Below are 15203 nucleotides of genomic sequence, written 5' to 3' on the forward strand. Positions count from 1 at the left end.
CCTGATGTTATCAGTGTGTCTATTAGATAATTTAAATTAGGCACTTAATTAAACTTACATTTGAATGTCAGGCTCAACCAGCTTGGTGAGCTTGTCCAGTGATTGTTGCCATCCCATATAGCACGCTTCGGCGGGGATTTGCTCCGGCACGCCGGCCTGTTCAATGTGAATTTCTGTGCCCACGCTGACCGCTTTAAAGGTGATAGTGGTACGCATTTCCCCCGCCAGGTCTGCGCTATCAAATGCATCAGTATAAGCCAAGCGCTCACCCGGTATGCACTCAACATAAGTTCCACCAAAGCTGTGACTTTGATCGGTGGTAAAATTGCGAAAGGCCATGCGGTGCTTACCACCAACCTTGGCCTCTAACTCGAACACCCTACAGACATAGCCATAAGGCGGGATCCAGCTGGCCACGGCATCGGGCTCAACAAAGGCGCGATAAACCTTATCCGGGGTCGCTGCGATGACACGATGCAGGCGAATAATATGGGTCATGGGAAATGTCCTTTTAAGTGCGCCGCAGCGCGTTTGTAACAAAGCCGTGTACCGACCAGTTGGTATGTCGTCAACTTAAATCGGAATACAGTGGGGGGCGGGTCGGAGTCTGGCGTTGAGGGATGCCCATTATTATCGAGTCCCGTGACCGCCATCACAATAAAGACGTGTCCAGATCACTCGCCTTAAAGTGTATAACTAAAAATTACGGTGACGCTTTAAGGCGCTAGGGAATTGAGTTGCAAATTGATCAATGGCGGGGATATATATTATATATAGGATCTTTTTAAGCAATTTAAATAGTGTGAGAAGCCCCATAAATAATAAAATATTCGGCTAGGTTTGTGTCCAGGCAAAGGTTTTAATTCTCCTTCAGGTTGCGTTCGCGCCTGATCAATCAAGGAGAAGTTTTATGAAACTGTTGACGACGGTTTGGCAAACCAGCTTGCCTGGGTGCGGGTATAATATCGTAACGCCACTGATCGCGAATAAGGTGTTTTATTCAGGATCGAATGGCTATGTGTATAAGCAAGACCCTGTCAGCGGCGCGGTGTTGAAGACCAACGGACTTTCTGGGCGCGGACATCAAGAAATTCGTATGGCGCTATCCCATGATCAAAGCATGTTGCTTGTCGGGACGAATGGGTATGCAATTGGTCTGGATCCCGATACGCTGGATACGAAGTGGCAAACCAGTCTGCCGAGCGCGGGCTATGATGTGGTTTCGGTGATTGCCGGAGAGAATGGGGCCTATTTTGCCAGCAATGGCTATGCCTATCTGATTGACCCTGCCACGGGTGATATCAGCCATACCAATGGCCTGTCTGGCATGGGCAAGCATGAAATCCGCCTTTCGATGAGCCTTGATGGGCAAATGCTCTATCTTGGCACCAATGGTTATGCCTTGGGTCTTTCACCCAGTAATTTAGGTACGGTGTGGAAAACCAGCCTGCCGGGTAGTGGCTATGATGTTGTTTCCGTTGAAGCTGGACCAAAGGGCGTTTTCGTAGGCTCAAATGGTCTCCTTTATAAGCTGAAACAAGACGATGGCAGTGTTCAACTGACCAATAATCTCTCTGGTCGTGGCCATCACGAAATTCGCCTCTCTATCAATGAAAATGCGACCTTGATGAGTATCGGCACCAATGGCTATGCGTTGGGCATTGATCCTCAAACGCTGGAAACCAAATGGCAAACCAGCCTTCCCAGTTCGGGCTATGACATCGTCAATGTCTTGTGCGGGGATGGGGTGATTTATGTGGGCTCCAACGGTTATGCTTATGAATTGGATGGCGAAAGCGGCACAGTTTTAGGCACCAATGGTTTATCGGGCCGTGGGCATAATGAAGTTCGCCTGTGCACCAATGAAGACAACGAGCTGATGTGGATCGGCACCAATGGCTATACTTTAGGCCTGTCGCTGGATGATTATCCTGCGGTCGAAGGGCCATGGATGGGGCAAAATGCAAGCATTCTGGGGCCGCGCAGATTGCGCCAGATCACGATGCCAGGCACCCATGATTCCGGCACCTATGCGATCACGCCTTTATCCGCTTTTGGCATTGACAATGTTGATCCTGCCATCGCCACTTTGATTGATATTGCCCGCGTTTTAAGCCCGCTTCTGGGCCTGACCGCGACCAGCATTATTGCGCCTTGGAGTATTGCCCAGGGTCAAAACTTCAAACAGCAACTCGATGGCGGCGTACGCTATCTGGATCTGCGCCTGCAACACACCAGCTCGGGCTTCAATTTTGTGCATGGCCTGGTCGGCTCGCCTTTGTCTGACTTGCTGGAACAAGTCACGGCTTTCTATGCCGAAGCGGGCAATGAAAAAGAAGTCATCATGTTGGATTTCCAACACCTCTTCGGTATGGATGACGCCTCCACCAAAGACTTGATTAATCAGCTTCACACCACTTTTGGCGATAAGTTGATCCCAGCGGCGACGGGTACGAATGTGACCCTGGACGAGCTGTGGCAAGGGAAGGGCCGGATCATCGTCTTCTATGAAGACACCAACGTAGCCAATCAATACCCCTATATCTGGGCACGCAGTGGCAATCTCCATTCACCCTGGAAAGACAAGCAAGATGCCCAGGCCTTGCACGATGCGCTCAATAACGAGCTTCCCTATACGGGCTCATCCTTCTTCGTGTTGCAATCCATCTTAACCCCCGATGGGACGACGATTGCCAGCGGGCTTATTCCCTTTACCACTAATCCCTCTTCGCTGTTGGATTTCGCGGAAACGCTCAACCCTCAGGTCATTACCTGGATCAGCAATGAATGGCGCACTAAGGGCCTGAATATCGTTCTGTCTGATTGGTATGACCGCTCTAACCTGGTCAATGTCATCGTCAATATGAACCTGCAACGCGCCAGCCTGCCGCGGGCCTTGACGCGCTTGCTAGAAGGACATGCGGTGGAGATCGCCGCAGAGCACAAGAAAATGCTTGATGAGATCGAAGCGATGAAAATCTAAAACGCCTTGGCGAAATGGGAAAGCGCGCCTTCGGGCGCGTTTTCTATTTTAACCAGTCAAAAGACCGCGCGATGAAAGCCTGGCCATCGCCCTTTATGGGCGTGCCATGCGCCATCAAAACATTGTGGGCGGGCCATTGCGTGATCTGGGCCAAGGCCTGGCGGGCAGCGGCTTTATCCTTAAAGGCGACACGGAATTTTCGCGGTACGCGGGGGGTGTCGCCCGTCATCAGATCTAAATGGGCGATCACCGCGCGCCAGCCTTTGTACCACCCCTTGGGCATATTCTGTAAAAGGTCGGTGAAGATCACGCTGGCGCTTTCGCGGTGAAAGAACACAACTTCTTCGGTAAGGGCATTGCCCCGCATGACGACTTGATCCATCGCATCTGCCCATGGGGTAGGGGGCGTGTCATCCAACTCACCTGCAATCACCAAATCCCCCCGCTTGTGTGCCAATCCGGGCGCGGTATAGATTTGGGCCTCTGGGAAAGCGGTTTTCCAGTCAGCGATGTAAAGATCATGCAGGCTGTTGGGCGCGATCAGATAACGCACCTGGCCTAAGGCCGTGATCGCGGCGCTAAGCGCATCGCTCAAAGTTATGGGTGAGCAGATAAACAGCTGATCGTCTATTAGCCGGATCACGCACATACGGGTGGGATAGTGAAAGCCCAAGGCCGCCGTCACGACCGGTCCCTCAGCGGTCCAAATGTTCGGTCCAAACGCATTCAGCATGGCACGCTCCCTCATATGGAGGGGGGACTATGATCTGCGCACACGCAAATGCCAAGGTGTAGAAACGCGCCTGATCGAGTGTTAAAAACAAAGGAATTGGGTCGATGCTGAGTTTGCATGTCTGCAAAGTGGCGGAGGAGGAGGGATTCGAACCCCCGGAACGCGCTAACGTTCAACGGTTTTCAAGACCGCCGCAATCGACCACTCTGCCACTCCTCCGCAGCATGTCGAGCGCAGGTGTTTGCCTTATTCGACCCTAAACTGCAAGCCCTTGATGTGCAGAATGTGCATCAGATTGCAGTGGCCAGACCCATCGCCTTGGGCTATGGCAAAGACATGAGACACGCACCTGGTACGCACCGCTTTAAGATTATCCTGGGACTGATGGTTTCGGCGCTGGTTTTATCGGCCTGTAGCGCGACGAGCGCGCCGCAGCGAACGGCCTCTACGCGCGTGCCTGATGTGCCAGTGGGTGAAGGCGTTTTAAAACTTCCAACATTGCCAGTCCGTTCCGTTCTGCGCTTTGAAGAAGGCGTCGCATCCTGGTATGGGCCGGGCTTTGACGGCGCGATGACCGCCAATGGTGAGATTTATGATCAAGATAAGTTCACTGCTGCCCACAAATCCTGGGCCTTTGGCGCTCTGGTGCGGGTCACACGCAGTGATACCGGCCAGAGCACAATCGTGCGCATCAATGATCGCGGTCCCTATGTGGAAGGGCGTGTGATTGATCTCAGCGCTGCGGCAGCAGACGTTTTAGGCATGATGGAGGATGGGATCATTCCAGTGACCCTGGAAAACCTAGGCCACGCTGATCCTGTGGATCGGGCCGCCACGCCGATCTTTTTCAATCCAGGTGACGGCCCGCCGCGTTTCCCCAGCCATGAGGAAAATGAATTGGGGGTCGGGCAATAACCCAGCCCCCCAAACGCTTAGTAAGACATCCGGAAGTTCACACCAATCGTGCGTGGGGTGTTGACCCGATAGGATAGACGTGCAACCCCGCCGCGTTCACGGTCGTAAGACAACAAGGCCTTTTCAGAGAAGACATTGTTGGCATAAGCCACGACTTCCCAATTATCCTTGATCACACCCAGGCGCAGATTGACCAGCTCATAGCTGGGCAATTTTGGATCTAGGGTGAAGGTACTGCCCGGGGCTACACCGCCAAACCCCCGCAAGGTGAATGTGCCATAATTAGGTGTTTCATCTACGAACTGAGTGTAGCGATCACCAACATGCTGCAAGGTTCCGGTCAGGAACACATCCATATTGTCGAGATACCAGGTGTAGGTGGCATTCAGAGCCGCTTCGAATTGCGGCGCGGTGGGTAAGCGCGCCCCGTCCTCGATACCGGCAATGATCGTGGTCGTGCCGCCAGACGTCGTCGTTACGGTTGAATCAAGCTGTGCATCGGCATAGCTGGCCGAAACCGTAAACTCCAGATTTTCAGTCGCCAAGGCGCTGAAATCAAACTCGCCGCCCATCGTGTGCGCTTCAGGCACGTTGAAGACGATCCGTGAAGAACAGCTGCCGGCATCAATGGTGGCTTGCAGCCCCTCGATCTTGGCATAGAAGAGTGCGCCCGAGAAATTGGCCCGACCGCCCATCATCACGCCTTTGGCACCGACCTCATAGTTCCACTTTTCTTCGTCATCAAAGCTTTCGCGGCCACCAAAAGTTTGCAGGTCTTCAGCCGAGCAGAGCGCAGCGTTCAGCGGGTCATTGATACCGCCCAGGCGGAAGCCCTTGGAGGCTTGCGCATTGAGGGTCCAATCATCAGAGACATCATAGGACAGCAAGATGCGTGGTGAGAACCCATCAGAGGATGTCTCACCAGGCTCCAGCAAGGTCTCAGTCGCGAAGAAGCCATCAAAAGTCAGCGTGCGCTCTTCTTCGAAATCATAATAGCGAAGACCGGCGGTCAAGCTGAGGCGATCATTAAAGTCATAGGTGGCTTCACCAAACAAAGCGGTTTGCTTGAGGGTATAGGGCACCAGCGAGAAGTAAGGAGAATCGATCGGTGAGACCGCGTAATTGCCATAGAGGGCGGCATCAGTGAACCCGGCAGCACGCGCGCCATCATCCCAGCCGGGTGTGGGCAAATATTGCTTATACTTTCGATTGAGGTTCATGTAATAAACCCCAGCCACCCATTGGAAAGGCCCGTCACCATTTGACGTTAGGCGAACTTCCTGCGTGAAGAGATTAACTTTGGTGGTATCTTGAAGATTTGAGGGCAGCATCACCCCTGCATCAGCCATTCCGATATCATAGCTCACCGAGCCAGTCAGCGCGCTGGCATCGCGGCTGACCAGAACATCACGAGCGGTATAACTGGAAATCGCATTGATCGTGGCGAAGGGTGTATCCCATTCAATGCTGACATCGCTTAAGAAGAACTCATCCTTAAACTTCTCATCCAGCAGTAAAAATTGCTGATACGCGCCCAATTGCAAAGTAGGACGGGTGGTCGTCAGCTCATTAGCCAGAATGTGGAAATGCTCTTCCCGGTTGAAGCCATCATAGTCAATCTCTTGATAGAGAATGCGCGGTGTAATGCTGATATCAATTGTGGGCTCATAGGTCAGTGAGGCGCGTATCCCTTGGCGCGTGCCATCATTAACATCTTTTTTTAGGTTATAATTGGCATCATAAGCATCGATATAACCGCCGAAATTTGTGCGATAACCAACAATGCGCAGACCCAACTTATCCTCAACAATCGGGAAGTTGACCATGCCTTTAAGATGGCCGCCGGTGCCCCCATCATCAATGGTGTTGATTTCAGCTTCTGCTTCAGCCTCATAATCATCTAAATTCGGCTGATTGGTAATATAGCGGATGGTCCCGGCGAGGGAGCCCGAACCAAAGAGGGTGCCTTGAGGCCCGCGTAAAGTTTCAACGCGGTTTAAGTCAAATAAGTCAATGTCTGGCGTGAAGAGTGAGAGGGAAATCGCTGATTCATCAAGATAAACCCCGACTTGCTCTTTCACTTGTGGTTGATCGCGCACAATCTGACCGGCAGAAATCCCGCGAAGCGCAATCTGGCTTTGGCCAGGCCCTAAGTTTTGGATCGTCAAACCCGCAATGCTATTGGCCAGGCTTTCGATGTCTGTTGAGCCTGTGGCGCGGATGGCCGCTTGGGTCTGTACATTCAAAGAGAAAGGGACATCACGTACCGTCTCTTCACGCTTTCGTGCCGTTACGACAATAACATCAGGCACCATACTACGCCCCGTGGGCGCTTGTTCAGCGTCTTGGGCATTAACACCCGGCGCGAAGGCGAAAATAGAAGCGCTGCAGAGCGCAGCCGTCAGAATGGATTGACCAGGACGCACTTTCATGGAAACCCTCCCAGGTTCACAGCGAAAAACCGTACAGTGAAAGCGTTCACTGTATTTGCTTTATATGTCCATCCCCAATCTTAATTTCGTGCTAAGCATGAGGCAAAAAGGCGACACCGCTTAGGGCGCGCGCTGAGTTTCAGGCTGCGATTTTTCCGATCCCGACGCGGCTTGCGGTTTCCAAATCACAGGCTTCGCGCTACACCTATCGCCTCTAGGGTCTAGGGCTTATTTTATTAAGGCTTTGGCCAGGGTTGGGGTCTTTAAGGACAAGGATGATCATCATGCGTTTTGTGTCTGTGGTTAGCGCGCTCAGCCTGGGAATGCTGACCATTCCCGCTAGCTTGGCCCAAAGTCCCGCCTTTGAAACCCGCGCCAGCCATGCGGTGATCATGGATGCTCATACGGGGATAGTGCTGTTCAATAAAGATGGCGATGTCGCCATGCCACCGGCTTCGATGAGCAAGCTGATGACGACGCTGATGGCCTTCGAAGCTATTGAAAACGGTCGTCTTTCTCTTGATGATGAGTTGATGGTCAGCGAAAACGCCTGGCGCAAGGGCGGGGTCAGCTCCGGCTCTTCGACCATGTTTCTAGAGCCTAATACCCGCGTGAAAGTCTCCGACCTTCTTCGCGGCATTATCGTTCAGTCTGGCAATGATGCCTGCATCGTCATCGCGGAAGCCTTGGAGGGTACTGAAGACGCCTTCGCCGAAGCCATGACCCACCGCGCCCAGGAATTGGGTCTGACCTCTGCTACATTCGCAAATTCAACCGGTTGGCCCCATGAGGACCACCGGATCAGCGCGCGTGATCTGGCTGAAGTCGCCCGGATCATTATCGAAGACCACCCCGAATTTTATGAGCTTTATAACGAAGGCTCCTTTACTTACAACGGCATAACTCAATCCAACCGCAATCCCTTGCTGGGCGTTGTTGAAGGGGCCGATGGGTTGAAAACCGGGCATACCGAAGAATCTGGCTATGGCCTTGTGGGCTCAGCCGTGCGCGACGACACCCGCCGCATTATTGTTTTCAATGGCATGGGGTCCATGCGCGATCGCGCCAGTGAAGCCGAGCGCCTGATGCGCGCGGCCTTCAGTGACTTTGAAGTTTATACTTTAGGGGAGGCCGGTGAGGTTTTAGCCGAAGCCGATGTTTTCATGGGCCATGAGGCAAAAATTGGCCTCGTGTTGCCGCAAAGCCTCACTTTAGGCATGCATCGCCGTGAATATCGTGACTTTACCGCCCATGTTGAATTTGAAGGCCCGGTCACGGCCCCCATCCAGCAAGGCGATGTTTTGGGCCATTTGATCGTGGATATGGGTGAGGGCCGCGAGGAGCGGATCGAACTACAGGCCGAAAAAGATATCGCACGCAAAGGCCTTTTCGGACGCGCGGGCGATGCGCTGCTTTACCTCATTCGTGGCCGCTAAACATGGCTGAAACCCAGGCGCGCTTTATCACCCTGGAAGGCGGTGAGGGGGCTGGTAAATCCACCCTGACCAAAGCCCTGACGGCCCGGCTGAGCGCAGCGGGCATTGGCTGCGATGTCACGCGAGAGCCCGGCGGTACGCCGAATGCTGAGGCGGTTCGCACCTTGCTGGTGGAAGGCGACAAAGATCGTTGGCATCCGTTGAGCGAAGCCTTGCTGCTCAATGCCGCGCGCTTTGACCATGTTGAGCGCCGGATCAAACCTGCGCTCGCTTCGGGCCAATGGGTGATGTGTGACCGGTTTTACGATTCCACGTTTGCGTATCAGGGCGCTGCAGGAAAGCTTGACGCTGCACAATTGATGGCGCTCAACGCCGTCACTTTAGGGGCGTTCAAACCCGATTTGACCTTCATTCTTGATCTCGACCCCGAGGTCGGCCTCGCGCGGACTGTGGCGCGCGGTGAAGCCATCACCCGGTTTGAGGCCAAGGGTATGGATTTCCATCACGCCCTGCGCCAGGCCTTCCTGGACATTGCCGCACAAGATCCAAATCGCTGTGTGGTCTTGGACGCCAGTCAGGGCCCTGACGCGGTGGAGGCGGCGGCCTGGTCCCATCTCCAGGCGCTTTTATAGGCCCGCGCCATGAGTGATAGCCCCCAAGCCGATCAGGAAGGTGATCTCGCCCATCCGCGCACCGTCTATGATCTCTTTGGACAAGATGAAGCGGAGCGCCAAATCGCTGAGGCGATCGCCACCGACCGCATGCATCATGCCTGGATGATTACCGGGCCGAAAGGCCTGGGTAAAGCCACGCTGGCCTATCGCATTGCCCGGCGAATTTTGGGGGCCAAGCCCCTTGCTGATAGCCCGCTGGCGAGCGATCCTAGTGATCCGGTTTGCCACCAGATCGAAGCCCTATCGCATCCGGATTTTCTGCTTCTACGCCGACCCTATGATGAGAAAACCAAGAAAATCAAAACCGTTTTGACGGTGGATGAGGTGCGCCGTGCGCCGGATTTCTTCTCGCGCAGTGCCAGTCGTGGCGGCTGGCGCGTGGTGATTGTCGATTGCGCCGATGACATGAATGTCAATTCCGCCAATGCCTTACTGAAGACTCTTGAAGAGCCACCGCATAAAGGCCTTCTCCTGCTCGTCGTGCATGCGCCGGGGCGTTTACCGACCACTATTCGCTCGCGCTGTCGTAAATTGATGCTGCGCAGCCCTGAGGCGGGAGATACCCAAGCCTGGCTAGAGCGTGAACACCATCTCGATCCAGAGACGGCGGCTGCGGCCACGCGTTTGGCTCAAGGGGCACCGGGGCGCGCCCTGATGCTGGCCCGCAGCGATGCCGCCAAGGTGAAAGCAAATCTTGATCAAATCCTCTCAGGCCTGCCCCATCTCAACCGCGCGGGTCTGCAATCCTTGGCCGGGCAGATGAGCCGCAAGGGCCAAGAGGGTGTCTGGGCGATTGTGATGAATTTCCTGGTGGATTACGCCAATGATCATGCCCGAACCGCGGCGAATTCCAATCGCTTGAGCACGGCGGGCGAATGGGCGCAATGTGCCGATGATCTGCATCTGTTACGCATTCAAAGTGAAACCATCCACCTGGACGCCAAACAGACTTTGTTTAGCGCCTTTGATCTTTTAGAAAAGACCGCCCGCGCGGCTGAACCCACCTAACGTAAAGTCTTAGTCATGCTCATCGACAGTCATATCAATATTCACGGCGAAGATTATGCTGAGGATCTAGACGCGGTTTTGGATCGCGCCCGCGCCGCCGGGGTTAGTCCGATGATCGCGATATGCTGTCGCCTCAGCGATTTCGCGGCCGTATCCGCGATTGCTGAACGCCATGATGATCTATATTGCACGATCGGGGCTCATCCCCATCATGCCAAGGATCGCCCGGACATCACCCCCGAAGCCCTGATCGAGATTGCCCAGCATCCCAAAGTCATTGCCTTTGGGGAGACGGGGCTGGACCTCTATTATAATCACAGCCCATTGGAAGAGCAGCTTTCCAGTCTGAAAGCCCATATCGAGGCGGCCCGGCGCATGGATTATCCGCTTATTCTACATTGCCGAGATGCCGATGAGATCATGGCCGATCTGTTGGAAGAGGAAATGGGGAAGGGGGCCTTCCGCTTCCTCCTCCATTGTTATACGGGTGGACCAGAACTGGCCCGACGCGCCGCCCAGCTGGGTGGGTATTTCAGCGCCTCTGGCATTATTACTTTTAAAAAGGCCGATGATGTGCGCGAGGTCTTTCGTACCATCGTGCCTGATGATCGGGTGATTGTTGAAACCGATTGCCCTTATTTAGCGCCCATGCCTTATCGTGGTCGTAGAAACGAACCCAGCTATTTGCCTCATGTCGCCGAAAAGCTTGCTGAGGTGAAGGGCTGGCGCATTGAAGAGACCCATCAAAAAACCACTGAGGCGTGTTTGCGGCTCTTCAACACGATCAAGGTCTAGGCCACGCGATGGCGCTCTATCGCTATACGATTTTGGGCTGTGGATCTTCAGGCGGTGTACCGCGCGCGGATGGGGATTGGGGCGTTTGTGATCCCAGCAATCCGAAAAACCGCCGTTTAAGGTGTTCGTTATTGATTGAGCGCGGCGATGATCTCGACGCTGTGGAAAACGGGGACAAAGTCACGCGCCTGCTGGTCGACACCTCACCGGATTTTCGCCAGCAATGGTTGAATGTTGGATCACCTGCGCTTCATGGCATCTTCTATACCCATGATCATGCCGATCAAACCCATGGCATTGATGATGTGCGCGCGCTGGTCTATCGCCAGCACATTCGCTTTCCCGCCTGGATGAATGACGAAACCCATCAGCGCCTGACGCGCCGGTTCTCCTATATATTTGAAGCGCCTGCTCATTCGCTTTATCCGCCACTTCTCGACGCGAAAAAATTGCCTGAACGCGGTGAGGTTTTATTATGTGAGGGCCCAGGTGGACCCATCACAGCGCGGGTCTTTCCGGTGGAGCATGGCCGTGTGACCTGTGCAGCCTTGGTGGTTGGGGGCATGGCCTATACCCCGGATGTCAGCGCCATTGCGCCAGAGGACTTATCCACAGTATCGGGGATAAGTCTGTGGATTGTGGATTGTTTGAAGAACACACCCCATCCCACCCATGCGCATTTTCAACAGGTTATGGACTGGCGCGATGCGGTTAGGCCAGCGCGCATGGCGCTGACCAATTTGCATACCGACCACGATTATGAGGCTTTACGCGCCCAATGCCCGCCGGGTGTTGAGCCGGTCTATGATGGCTGGCAGGGGGTTAGTCTGTCTGATTAGGCAGATAAGGACGAACCTTGACATCAGCGTCTGGATCGAGGCGCGCGGCCAAGCCCCAGCCATTGGCACGATCTGCCACTGTGAAGGTCAGCACATTCTCGCCCGCGCGTAAGGGTAAGAACAGGGTCTGAGTGTTGATATCAAAATCCCCTCTAAACAGGGTCTGCGCATTTTTAGCCCGAAAACTGTTATTTAGCTCAACCAGATCCTGACCATTCAGCGCAATACGCGCCATGTCACTGACATCAAAATTCAGCCTAACGGTTTGATCGCTTTCACTCGTCACAATCACACCGGCCGTTACGACATCTACGCCATTGGCTTCAAAATTTCCGCCCTGGGCTTTTGCGCGATAACGCGAGATCAACACCGTGCCATTGGCTTCGCTCTCAACCTGATCCCAGGATGTGGCGCTCACGGCCTCAAAACCTGTGAAGGGGTGTGCGTTCGAAAGACCCCATTGCGTAATCAAACCAGCCCTCTCGATGGGCTCGGCACTTATATTGTTCAGCACGACGGGGCTGGGATCAAAGCTGACATTGGAAAAGCACGCGCCAAACAAGGAACGCAAACCCAAACCTTCACCATCACCGCGCAAGATCAGTTCGGCAATATCGAGATGCTCAACACCATGATCGGTGTGGACGCTCGCGCGGGCTTGGCGCTCATTAAACTCAACCTCAAAGCCAATCCAATCAGCTTGGCCGAAATTGATTTGGGCTTGGTGATTGGGGAATAACTGCCAATGGCTTTCTCCCTTGATTTGAGGGGTATATTGAACGCTATCTTCCAGGCCTGACTTATGAATACGCAGATAGACATCTTCATTATTATCGCCATCGCTGGCATGGAAAACCAGATTAGCAAACTGGCGCGCACGGGAATTATAGATATCTGCGCGTAAACGCCCTTGACCGCCCGCCTGATCATTGATCAACGCCACGCCGGAAAAACACATCGCATCGCGTCCGGCAAGGGTCTCGAAACGCACATCCCGCGCGCCAGATAGATCCAAGTTTTCCGCGTTTAACGCAATGTTGTGGGGCTGAGCCAGGGCTGAAGGCGATACCATCAAAGCAATGAGGCAGGGTATAAGACGAAGCCGAAGAGACATGGCAGAAACTTTCAATCGTGGATAGAGATCACATGATAGCCGTGCCGCCGGCTTTATTCTTGGAAAAATCGGACACGCCATGGCGACGTTCATGCGCGGCCTGGCGTGGCGCAACCCCTATCCAATGGGCAAATTCCCGGTTCAGATGGGCTTGATCGCTTAAGCCAAAATCTAACGCGCGCATGGCCCAGCTTTTCGCTGGATTGAGATCGAGATCCTTCAAAAGCGCGTTAAATCGCAACAATCTTGCGTAGGCTTTGGGACCAATCCCCAGGCGCGCAGTAAAGTCACGGTGCAGGCCCCGTTCACAGACCTCAAAGTGTGCGGCCAGGGCCTTGATAGGCGCTTGGCCGCCATCCAGACGCATAAATTCAGCTATCTTATTGTTTTTACTTGACTTAATGGCGGTGTTGTGATTTGATAGGGATGAAAGAACTGCTTGGGCCATATCAGCAAGCAGGCCAGGGGCATCAAAGCCTTGTTGCGCCTTGTTGAGAATGGGCCATGCCCAATCGCTCTCAACCAAGCTAGTATCGGTCAGAGAGATAAATGCGTCCATCACCTCATCACTGCGTAGATTGAACAGCGCGATGAGGGCCTCTGGCGCGAGCGCCAAACCTATCAGCTCCACACCTTGATCTGGCTGATAGATATGCGCCTTCAAGCGCGGACCCATTAGTCCGAATTCCAGCTTAGACACATCACCCGATGGTACCCAATGACGAACAATCACCAGGCTTGCATACCAATACGGCGCCACGCGATGGGCTTGAGCCTTATGTAAGCGTGAGCCCTGGACCCACGCCTCTAGAATAAAGGGCGATCGCGTAGAAAAATTCAGCTCTTTATAATCACGGACCTGGCGCATAGTTTGACATTATCAAAGCCCCATGGCCCTTTGCAAATAACAGTGTTGTTAGACATAATTTCTCATAAGATATATTATCAGACACATAACGATGGGAGCCTACTTTGCAGCCGATACAATTATATTTAAGCGCCATCCTGCTCCCAAGGTAAGCCTAAGCCCAGGATAAGCTTACCAGCCAACACTTCAGACGTGGCATTCGCCGGGCCCTGAAGGCGACCCGCGAAAGCATCGCGCAAAAAGCGCTCGACCGCATGACCGCGGCAATAGGCTTGCCCACCGCATAAATCCAACGCTTGAACAGCTAGCGCTTCAGCGGTTTGTGAGGCGACGACTTTCAAGCCGACCAGATCAATGAATTGCTCATCGTCGGACTGGCTAATCACATCAAAGAATTGGCCATTCTGACGCGCATGATCCAAAAATTGCTCAACCTCATCGCACACTTGTGCTGTGCGCTGTAGCCACGCCGACAAAGACGATAGCTGAAAGCGCATGTGCGCGATCTTGGCTTGAACGGTTTCGTGCTCGCTGAGGGTCAAATTATTATCGCTGAACCGACGTTTTTGAACATGATCACAGGCGATATCATAACACCGCCGGGCAATACCGTAATAGACCGCAGCCAGCCCCAGCATATAGGGCGGATAGGAATAGGCCATCAGCATCGCAAAAGACGCCTCAGGGTCACCAAAAATGTAATCGCTCGATAGGCCCTTGATATTGAACGTCATCGGAGCACTGGAACTGCCCCGCATACCTAAGGAATCCATAGCCTTTTTCGCCTCGATACCCGGCGTTGTGGCTGGCACCAGTGAAAGCACCAACTCATTCGAGCTGGCAAGCTCACCATCACGGACCGCGACAATATAATAATCAGCAACGCCCGCACTCGTCACAATGGACTTCACGGCATTGAAGGAAATGGCATCGCCCTCACGCACACCAAAGCTCGACATATGCCACAGCTTATTACCTGTACCGGGTTCGCTCATGGGAAAGGCGCAGATCTTACCTTCGCTCAAAATCTCACGCACTAAAGCCGTTTGAGCCTCGCTTGAGGCTTGGCGACATATGAAGGGCATGGCGCAGAGATGCATGCACAGGATCTGCGCCGTTGCAGGGGAATGCTGCGCGATTTCAGAGAGTAAGATGACAAGGCCAGCATGCCCTGCCCCCATACCCCCAAAGCTTTGCGGGCTATTGACGGCCATGACGCCACTTTGATGTATGTACTGGATAACTTCAGCGGGAAAGTGACTATCGCGATCAGCCTGATCGATAATGCTTTGAAGGTTATCAGATTTGAGGCCGACTAAAGCCTCTTTGATTTGCTCAGACATGCTGGCGAAACGGTCAAAGTCAAACATAATTCACCCCACCCTTAAAAGGTTAGACCTCTGAAA

At 53.5% G+C, this 15203-nt stretch carries 13 protein-coding genes and 1 tRNA gene; 7 read left to right on the plus strand and 7 right to left on the minus strand.

All coding sequences use genetic code 11. The features are described from left to right. Positions 1–54: 54 nt before the first annotated feature. Positions 55–498: an SRPBCC family protein gene (locus tag H151_RS0111345; protein ID WP_019961785.1), complete on the minus strand. Its 444-nt coding sequence runs from the start codon at positions 496–498 to the stop codon at positions 55–57. A 412-nt stretch (positions 499–910) separates the two neighbouring features. Here H151_RS0111345 and H151_RS0111350 point away from each other — a divergent pair, with 412 nt between their 5' ends. Next, positions 911–2983 carry an outer membrane protein assembly factor BamB family protein gene (locus H151_RS0111350; RefSeq protein ID WP_019961786.1) on the plus strand — a complete coding sequence of 691 codons (2073 nt, stop codon included), beginning with the start codon at positions 911–913 and terminating at the stop codon, positions 2981–2983. Positions 2984–3026: 43 nt separating this feature from the next. On the opposite strand, the gene H151_RS0111355 is transcribed toward H151_RS0111350, so the two are convergent. Continuing rightward, positions 3027–3716, minus strand: a complete 690-nt coding sequence (locus tag H151_RS0111355) for a DUF4336 domain-containing protein (RefSeq protein WP_019961787.1) — start codon at positions 3714–3716, stop codon at positions 3027–3029. Between the two features lie 129 nt (positions 3717–3845). After that, positions 3846–3935, minus strand: a tRNA-Ser gene (locus tag H151_RS0111360). A 117-nt stretch (positions 3936–4052) separates the two neighbouring features. On the opposite strand from H151_RS0111360, the gene H151_RS17155 reads away from it, so the two are divergent. Then, positions 4053–4631 (plus strand): septal ring lytic transglycosylase RlpA family protein, encoded by a 579-nt coding sequence (locus tag H151_RS17155; RefSeq protein WP_083918576.1) that lies wholly within the window; start codon positions 4053–4055, stop codon positions 4629–4631. 17 nt (positions 4632–4648) lie between these two features. On the opposite strand, the gene H151_RS0111370 is transcribed toward H151_RS17155, so the two are convergent. Continuing rightward, on the minus strand, positions 4649–7063 hold the full coding sequence (locus H151_RS0111370) for a TonB-dependent receptor (protein ID WP_019961789.1): 2415 nt from the start codon (positions 7061–7063) through the stop codon (positions 4649–4651). A gap of 284 nt (positions 7064–7347) precedes the next feature. Between H151_RS0111370 and H151_RS0111375 the strand changes: the two genes are divergently transcribed. The 5 genes from H151_RS0111375 to H151_RS0111395 are packed head-to-tail and all read left to right on the plus strand — an operon-like array spanning position 7348 to position 11815. Next, positions 7348–8499, plus strand: a complete 1152-nt coding sequence (locus tag H151_RS0111375) for a D-alanyl-D-alanine carboxypeptidase family protein (protein WP_026353980.1) — start codon at positions 7348–7350, stop codon at positions 8497–8499. 2 nt (positions 8500–8501) lie between these two features. Beyond that, the gene (gene tmk / locus H151_RS0111380; protein ID WP_019961791.1) at positions 8502–9131 is read left to right on the plus strand and encodes a dTMP kinase; all 630 of its coding nucleotides are present in this window, start codon (positions 8502–8504) and stop codon (positions 9129–9131) included. Positions 9132–9140: 9 nt separating this feature from the next. Then, positions 9141–10181 carry a DNA polymerase III subunit delta' gene (locus tag H151_RS0111385; RefSeq protein ID WP_019961792.1) on the plus strand — a complete coding sequence of 347 codons (1041 nt, stop codon included), beginning with the start codon at positions 9141–9143 and terminating at the stop codon, positions 10179–10181. Positions 10182–10196: 15 nt separating this feature from the next. After that, positions 10197–10976 carry a TatD family hydrolase gene (locus tag H151_RS0111390; RefSeq protein ID WP_019961793.1) on the plus strand — a complete coding sequence of 260 codons (780 nt, stop codon included), beginning with the start codon at positions 10197–10199 and terminating at the stop codon, positions 10974–10976. Between the two features lie 8 nt (positions 10977–10984). Beyond that, a complete protein-coding gene (locus H151_RS0111395) occupies positions 10985–11815 on the plus strand; it encodes an MBL fold metallo-hydrolase (RefSeq protein ID WP_019961794.1) in 831 nt (276 codons plus the stop codon). Here the strand turns inward: H151_RS0111395 and H151_RS0111400 are convergent. The 3 genes from H151_RS0111400 to H151_RS0111410 all read right to left on the minus strand — a co-directional run bounded on the left by H151_RS0111400 (position 11799) and on the right by H151_RS0111410 (position 15167). Beyond that, entirely contained in the window at positions 11799–12929 is a 1131-nt protein-coding gene (locus H151_RS0111400; protein ID WP_019961795.1) for a hypothetical protein, read from the minus strand. The two genes, H151_RS0111395 and H151_RS0111400, sit on opposite strands and share 17 nt — an antisense overlap. A gap of 28 nt (positions 12930–12957) precedes the next feature. Beyond that, entirely contained in the window at positions 12958–13797 is an 840-nt protein-coding gene (locus H151_RS0111405; protein WP_019961796.1) for an AraC family transcriptional regulator, read from the minus strand. 125 nt (positions 13798–13922) lie between these two features. Further along, positions 13923–15167: an acyl-CoA dehydrogenase family protein gene (locus H151_RS0111410; RefSeq protein ID WP_019961797.1), complete on the minus strand. Its 1245-nt coding sequence runs from the start codon at positions 15165–15167 to the stop codon at positions 13923–13925. Between the last annotated feature and the right edge of the window lie 36 nt (positions 15168–15203).

This window comes from Woodsholea maritima DSM 17123, from assembly GCF_000382325.1.
Lineage (GTDB): Bacteria > Pseudomonadota > Alphaproteobacteria > Caulobacterales > Maricaulaceae > Woodsholea > Woodsholea maritima.

Coding starts and splice junctions, on each gene's coding strand:
- H151_RS0111405 (WP_019961796.1), bottom strand. CDS start 13,797: ATGCGCCAGGTCCGTGATTATAAAGAGCTGAATTTTTCTACGCGATCG.
- H151_RS0111395 (WP_019961794.1), top strand. CDS start 10,985: ATGGCGCTCTATCGCTATACGATTTTGGGCTGTGGATCTTCAGGCGGT.
- H151_RS0111370 (WP_019961789.1), bottom strand. CDS start 7,063: ATGAAAGTGCGTCCTGGTCAATCCATTCTGACGGCTGCGCTCTGCAGC.
- H151_RS17155 (WP_083918576.1), top strand. CDS start 4,053: ATGAGACACGCACCTGGTACGCACCGCTTTAAGATTATCCTGGGACTG.
- H151_RS0111345 (WP_019961785.1), bottom strand. CDS start 498: ATGACCCATATTATTCGCCTGCATCGTGTCATCGCAGCGACCCCGGAT.
- H151_RS0111390 (WP_019961793.1), top strand. CDS start 10,197: ATGCTCATCGACAGTCATATCAATATTCACGGCGAAGATTATGCTGAG.
- H151_RS0111410 (WP_019961797.1), bottom strand. CDS start 15,167: ATGTTTGACTTTGACCGTTTCGCCAGCATGTCTGAGCAAATCAAAGAG.
- H151_RS0111400 (WP_019961795.1), bottom strand. CDS start 12,929: ATGTCTCTTCGGCTTCGTCTTATACCCTGCCTCATTGCTTTGATGGTA.
- H151_RS0111375 (WP_026353980.1), top strand. CDS start 7,348: ATGCGTTTTGTGTCTGTGGTTAGCGCGCTCAGCCTGGGAATGCTGACC.
- H151_RS0111350 (WP_019961786.1), top strand. CDS start 911: ATGAAACTGTTGACGACGGTTTGGCAAACCAGCTTGCCTGGGTGCGGG.
- H151_RS0111355 (WP_019961787.1), bottom strand. CDS start 3,716: ATGCTGAATGCGTTTGGACCGAACATTTGGACCGCTGAGGGACCGGTC.
- H151_RS0111385 (WP_019961792.1), top strand. CDS start 9,141: ATGAGTGATAGCCCCCAAGCCGATCAGGAAGGTGATCTCGCCCATCCG.
- tmk (WP_019961791.1), top strand. CDS start 8,502: ATGGCTGAAACCCAGGCGCGCTTTATCACCCTGGAAGGCGGTGAGGGG.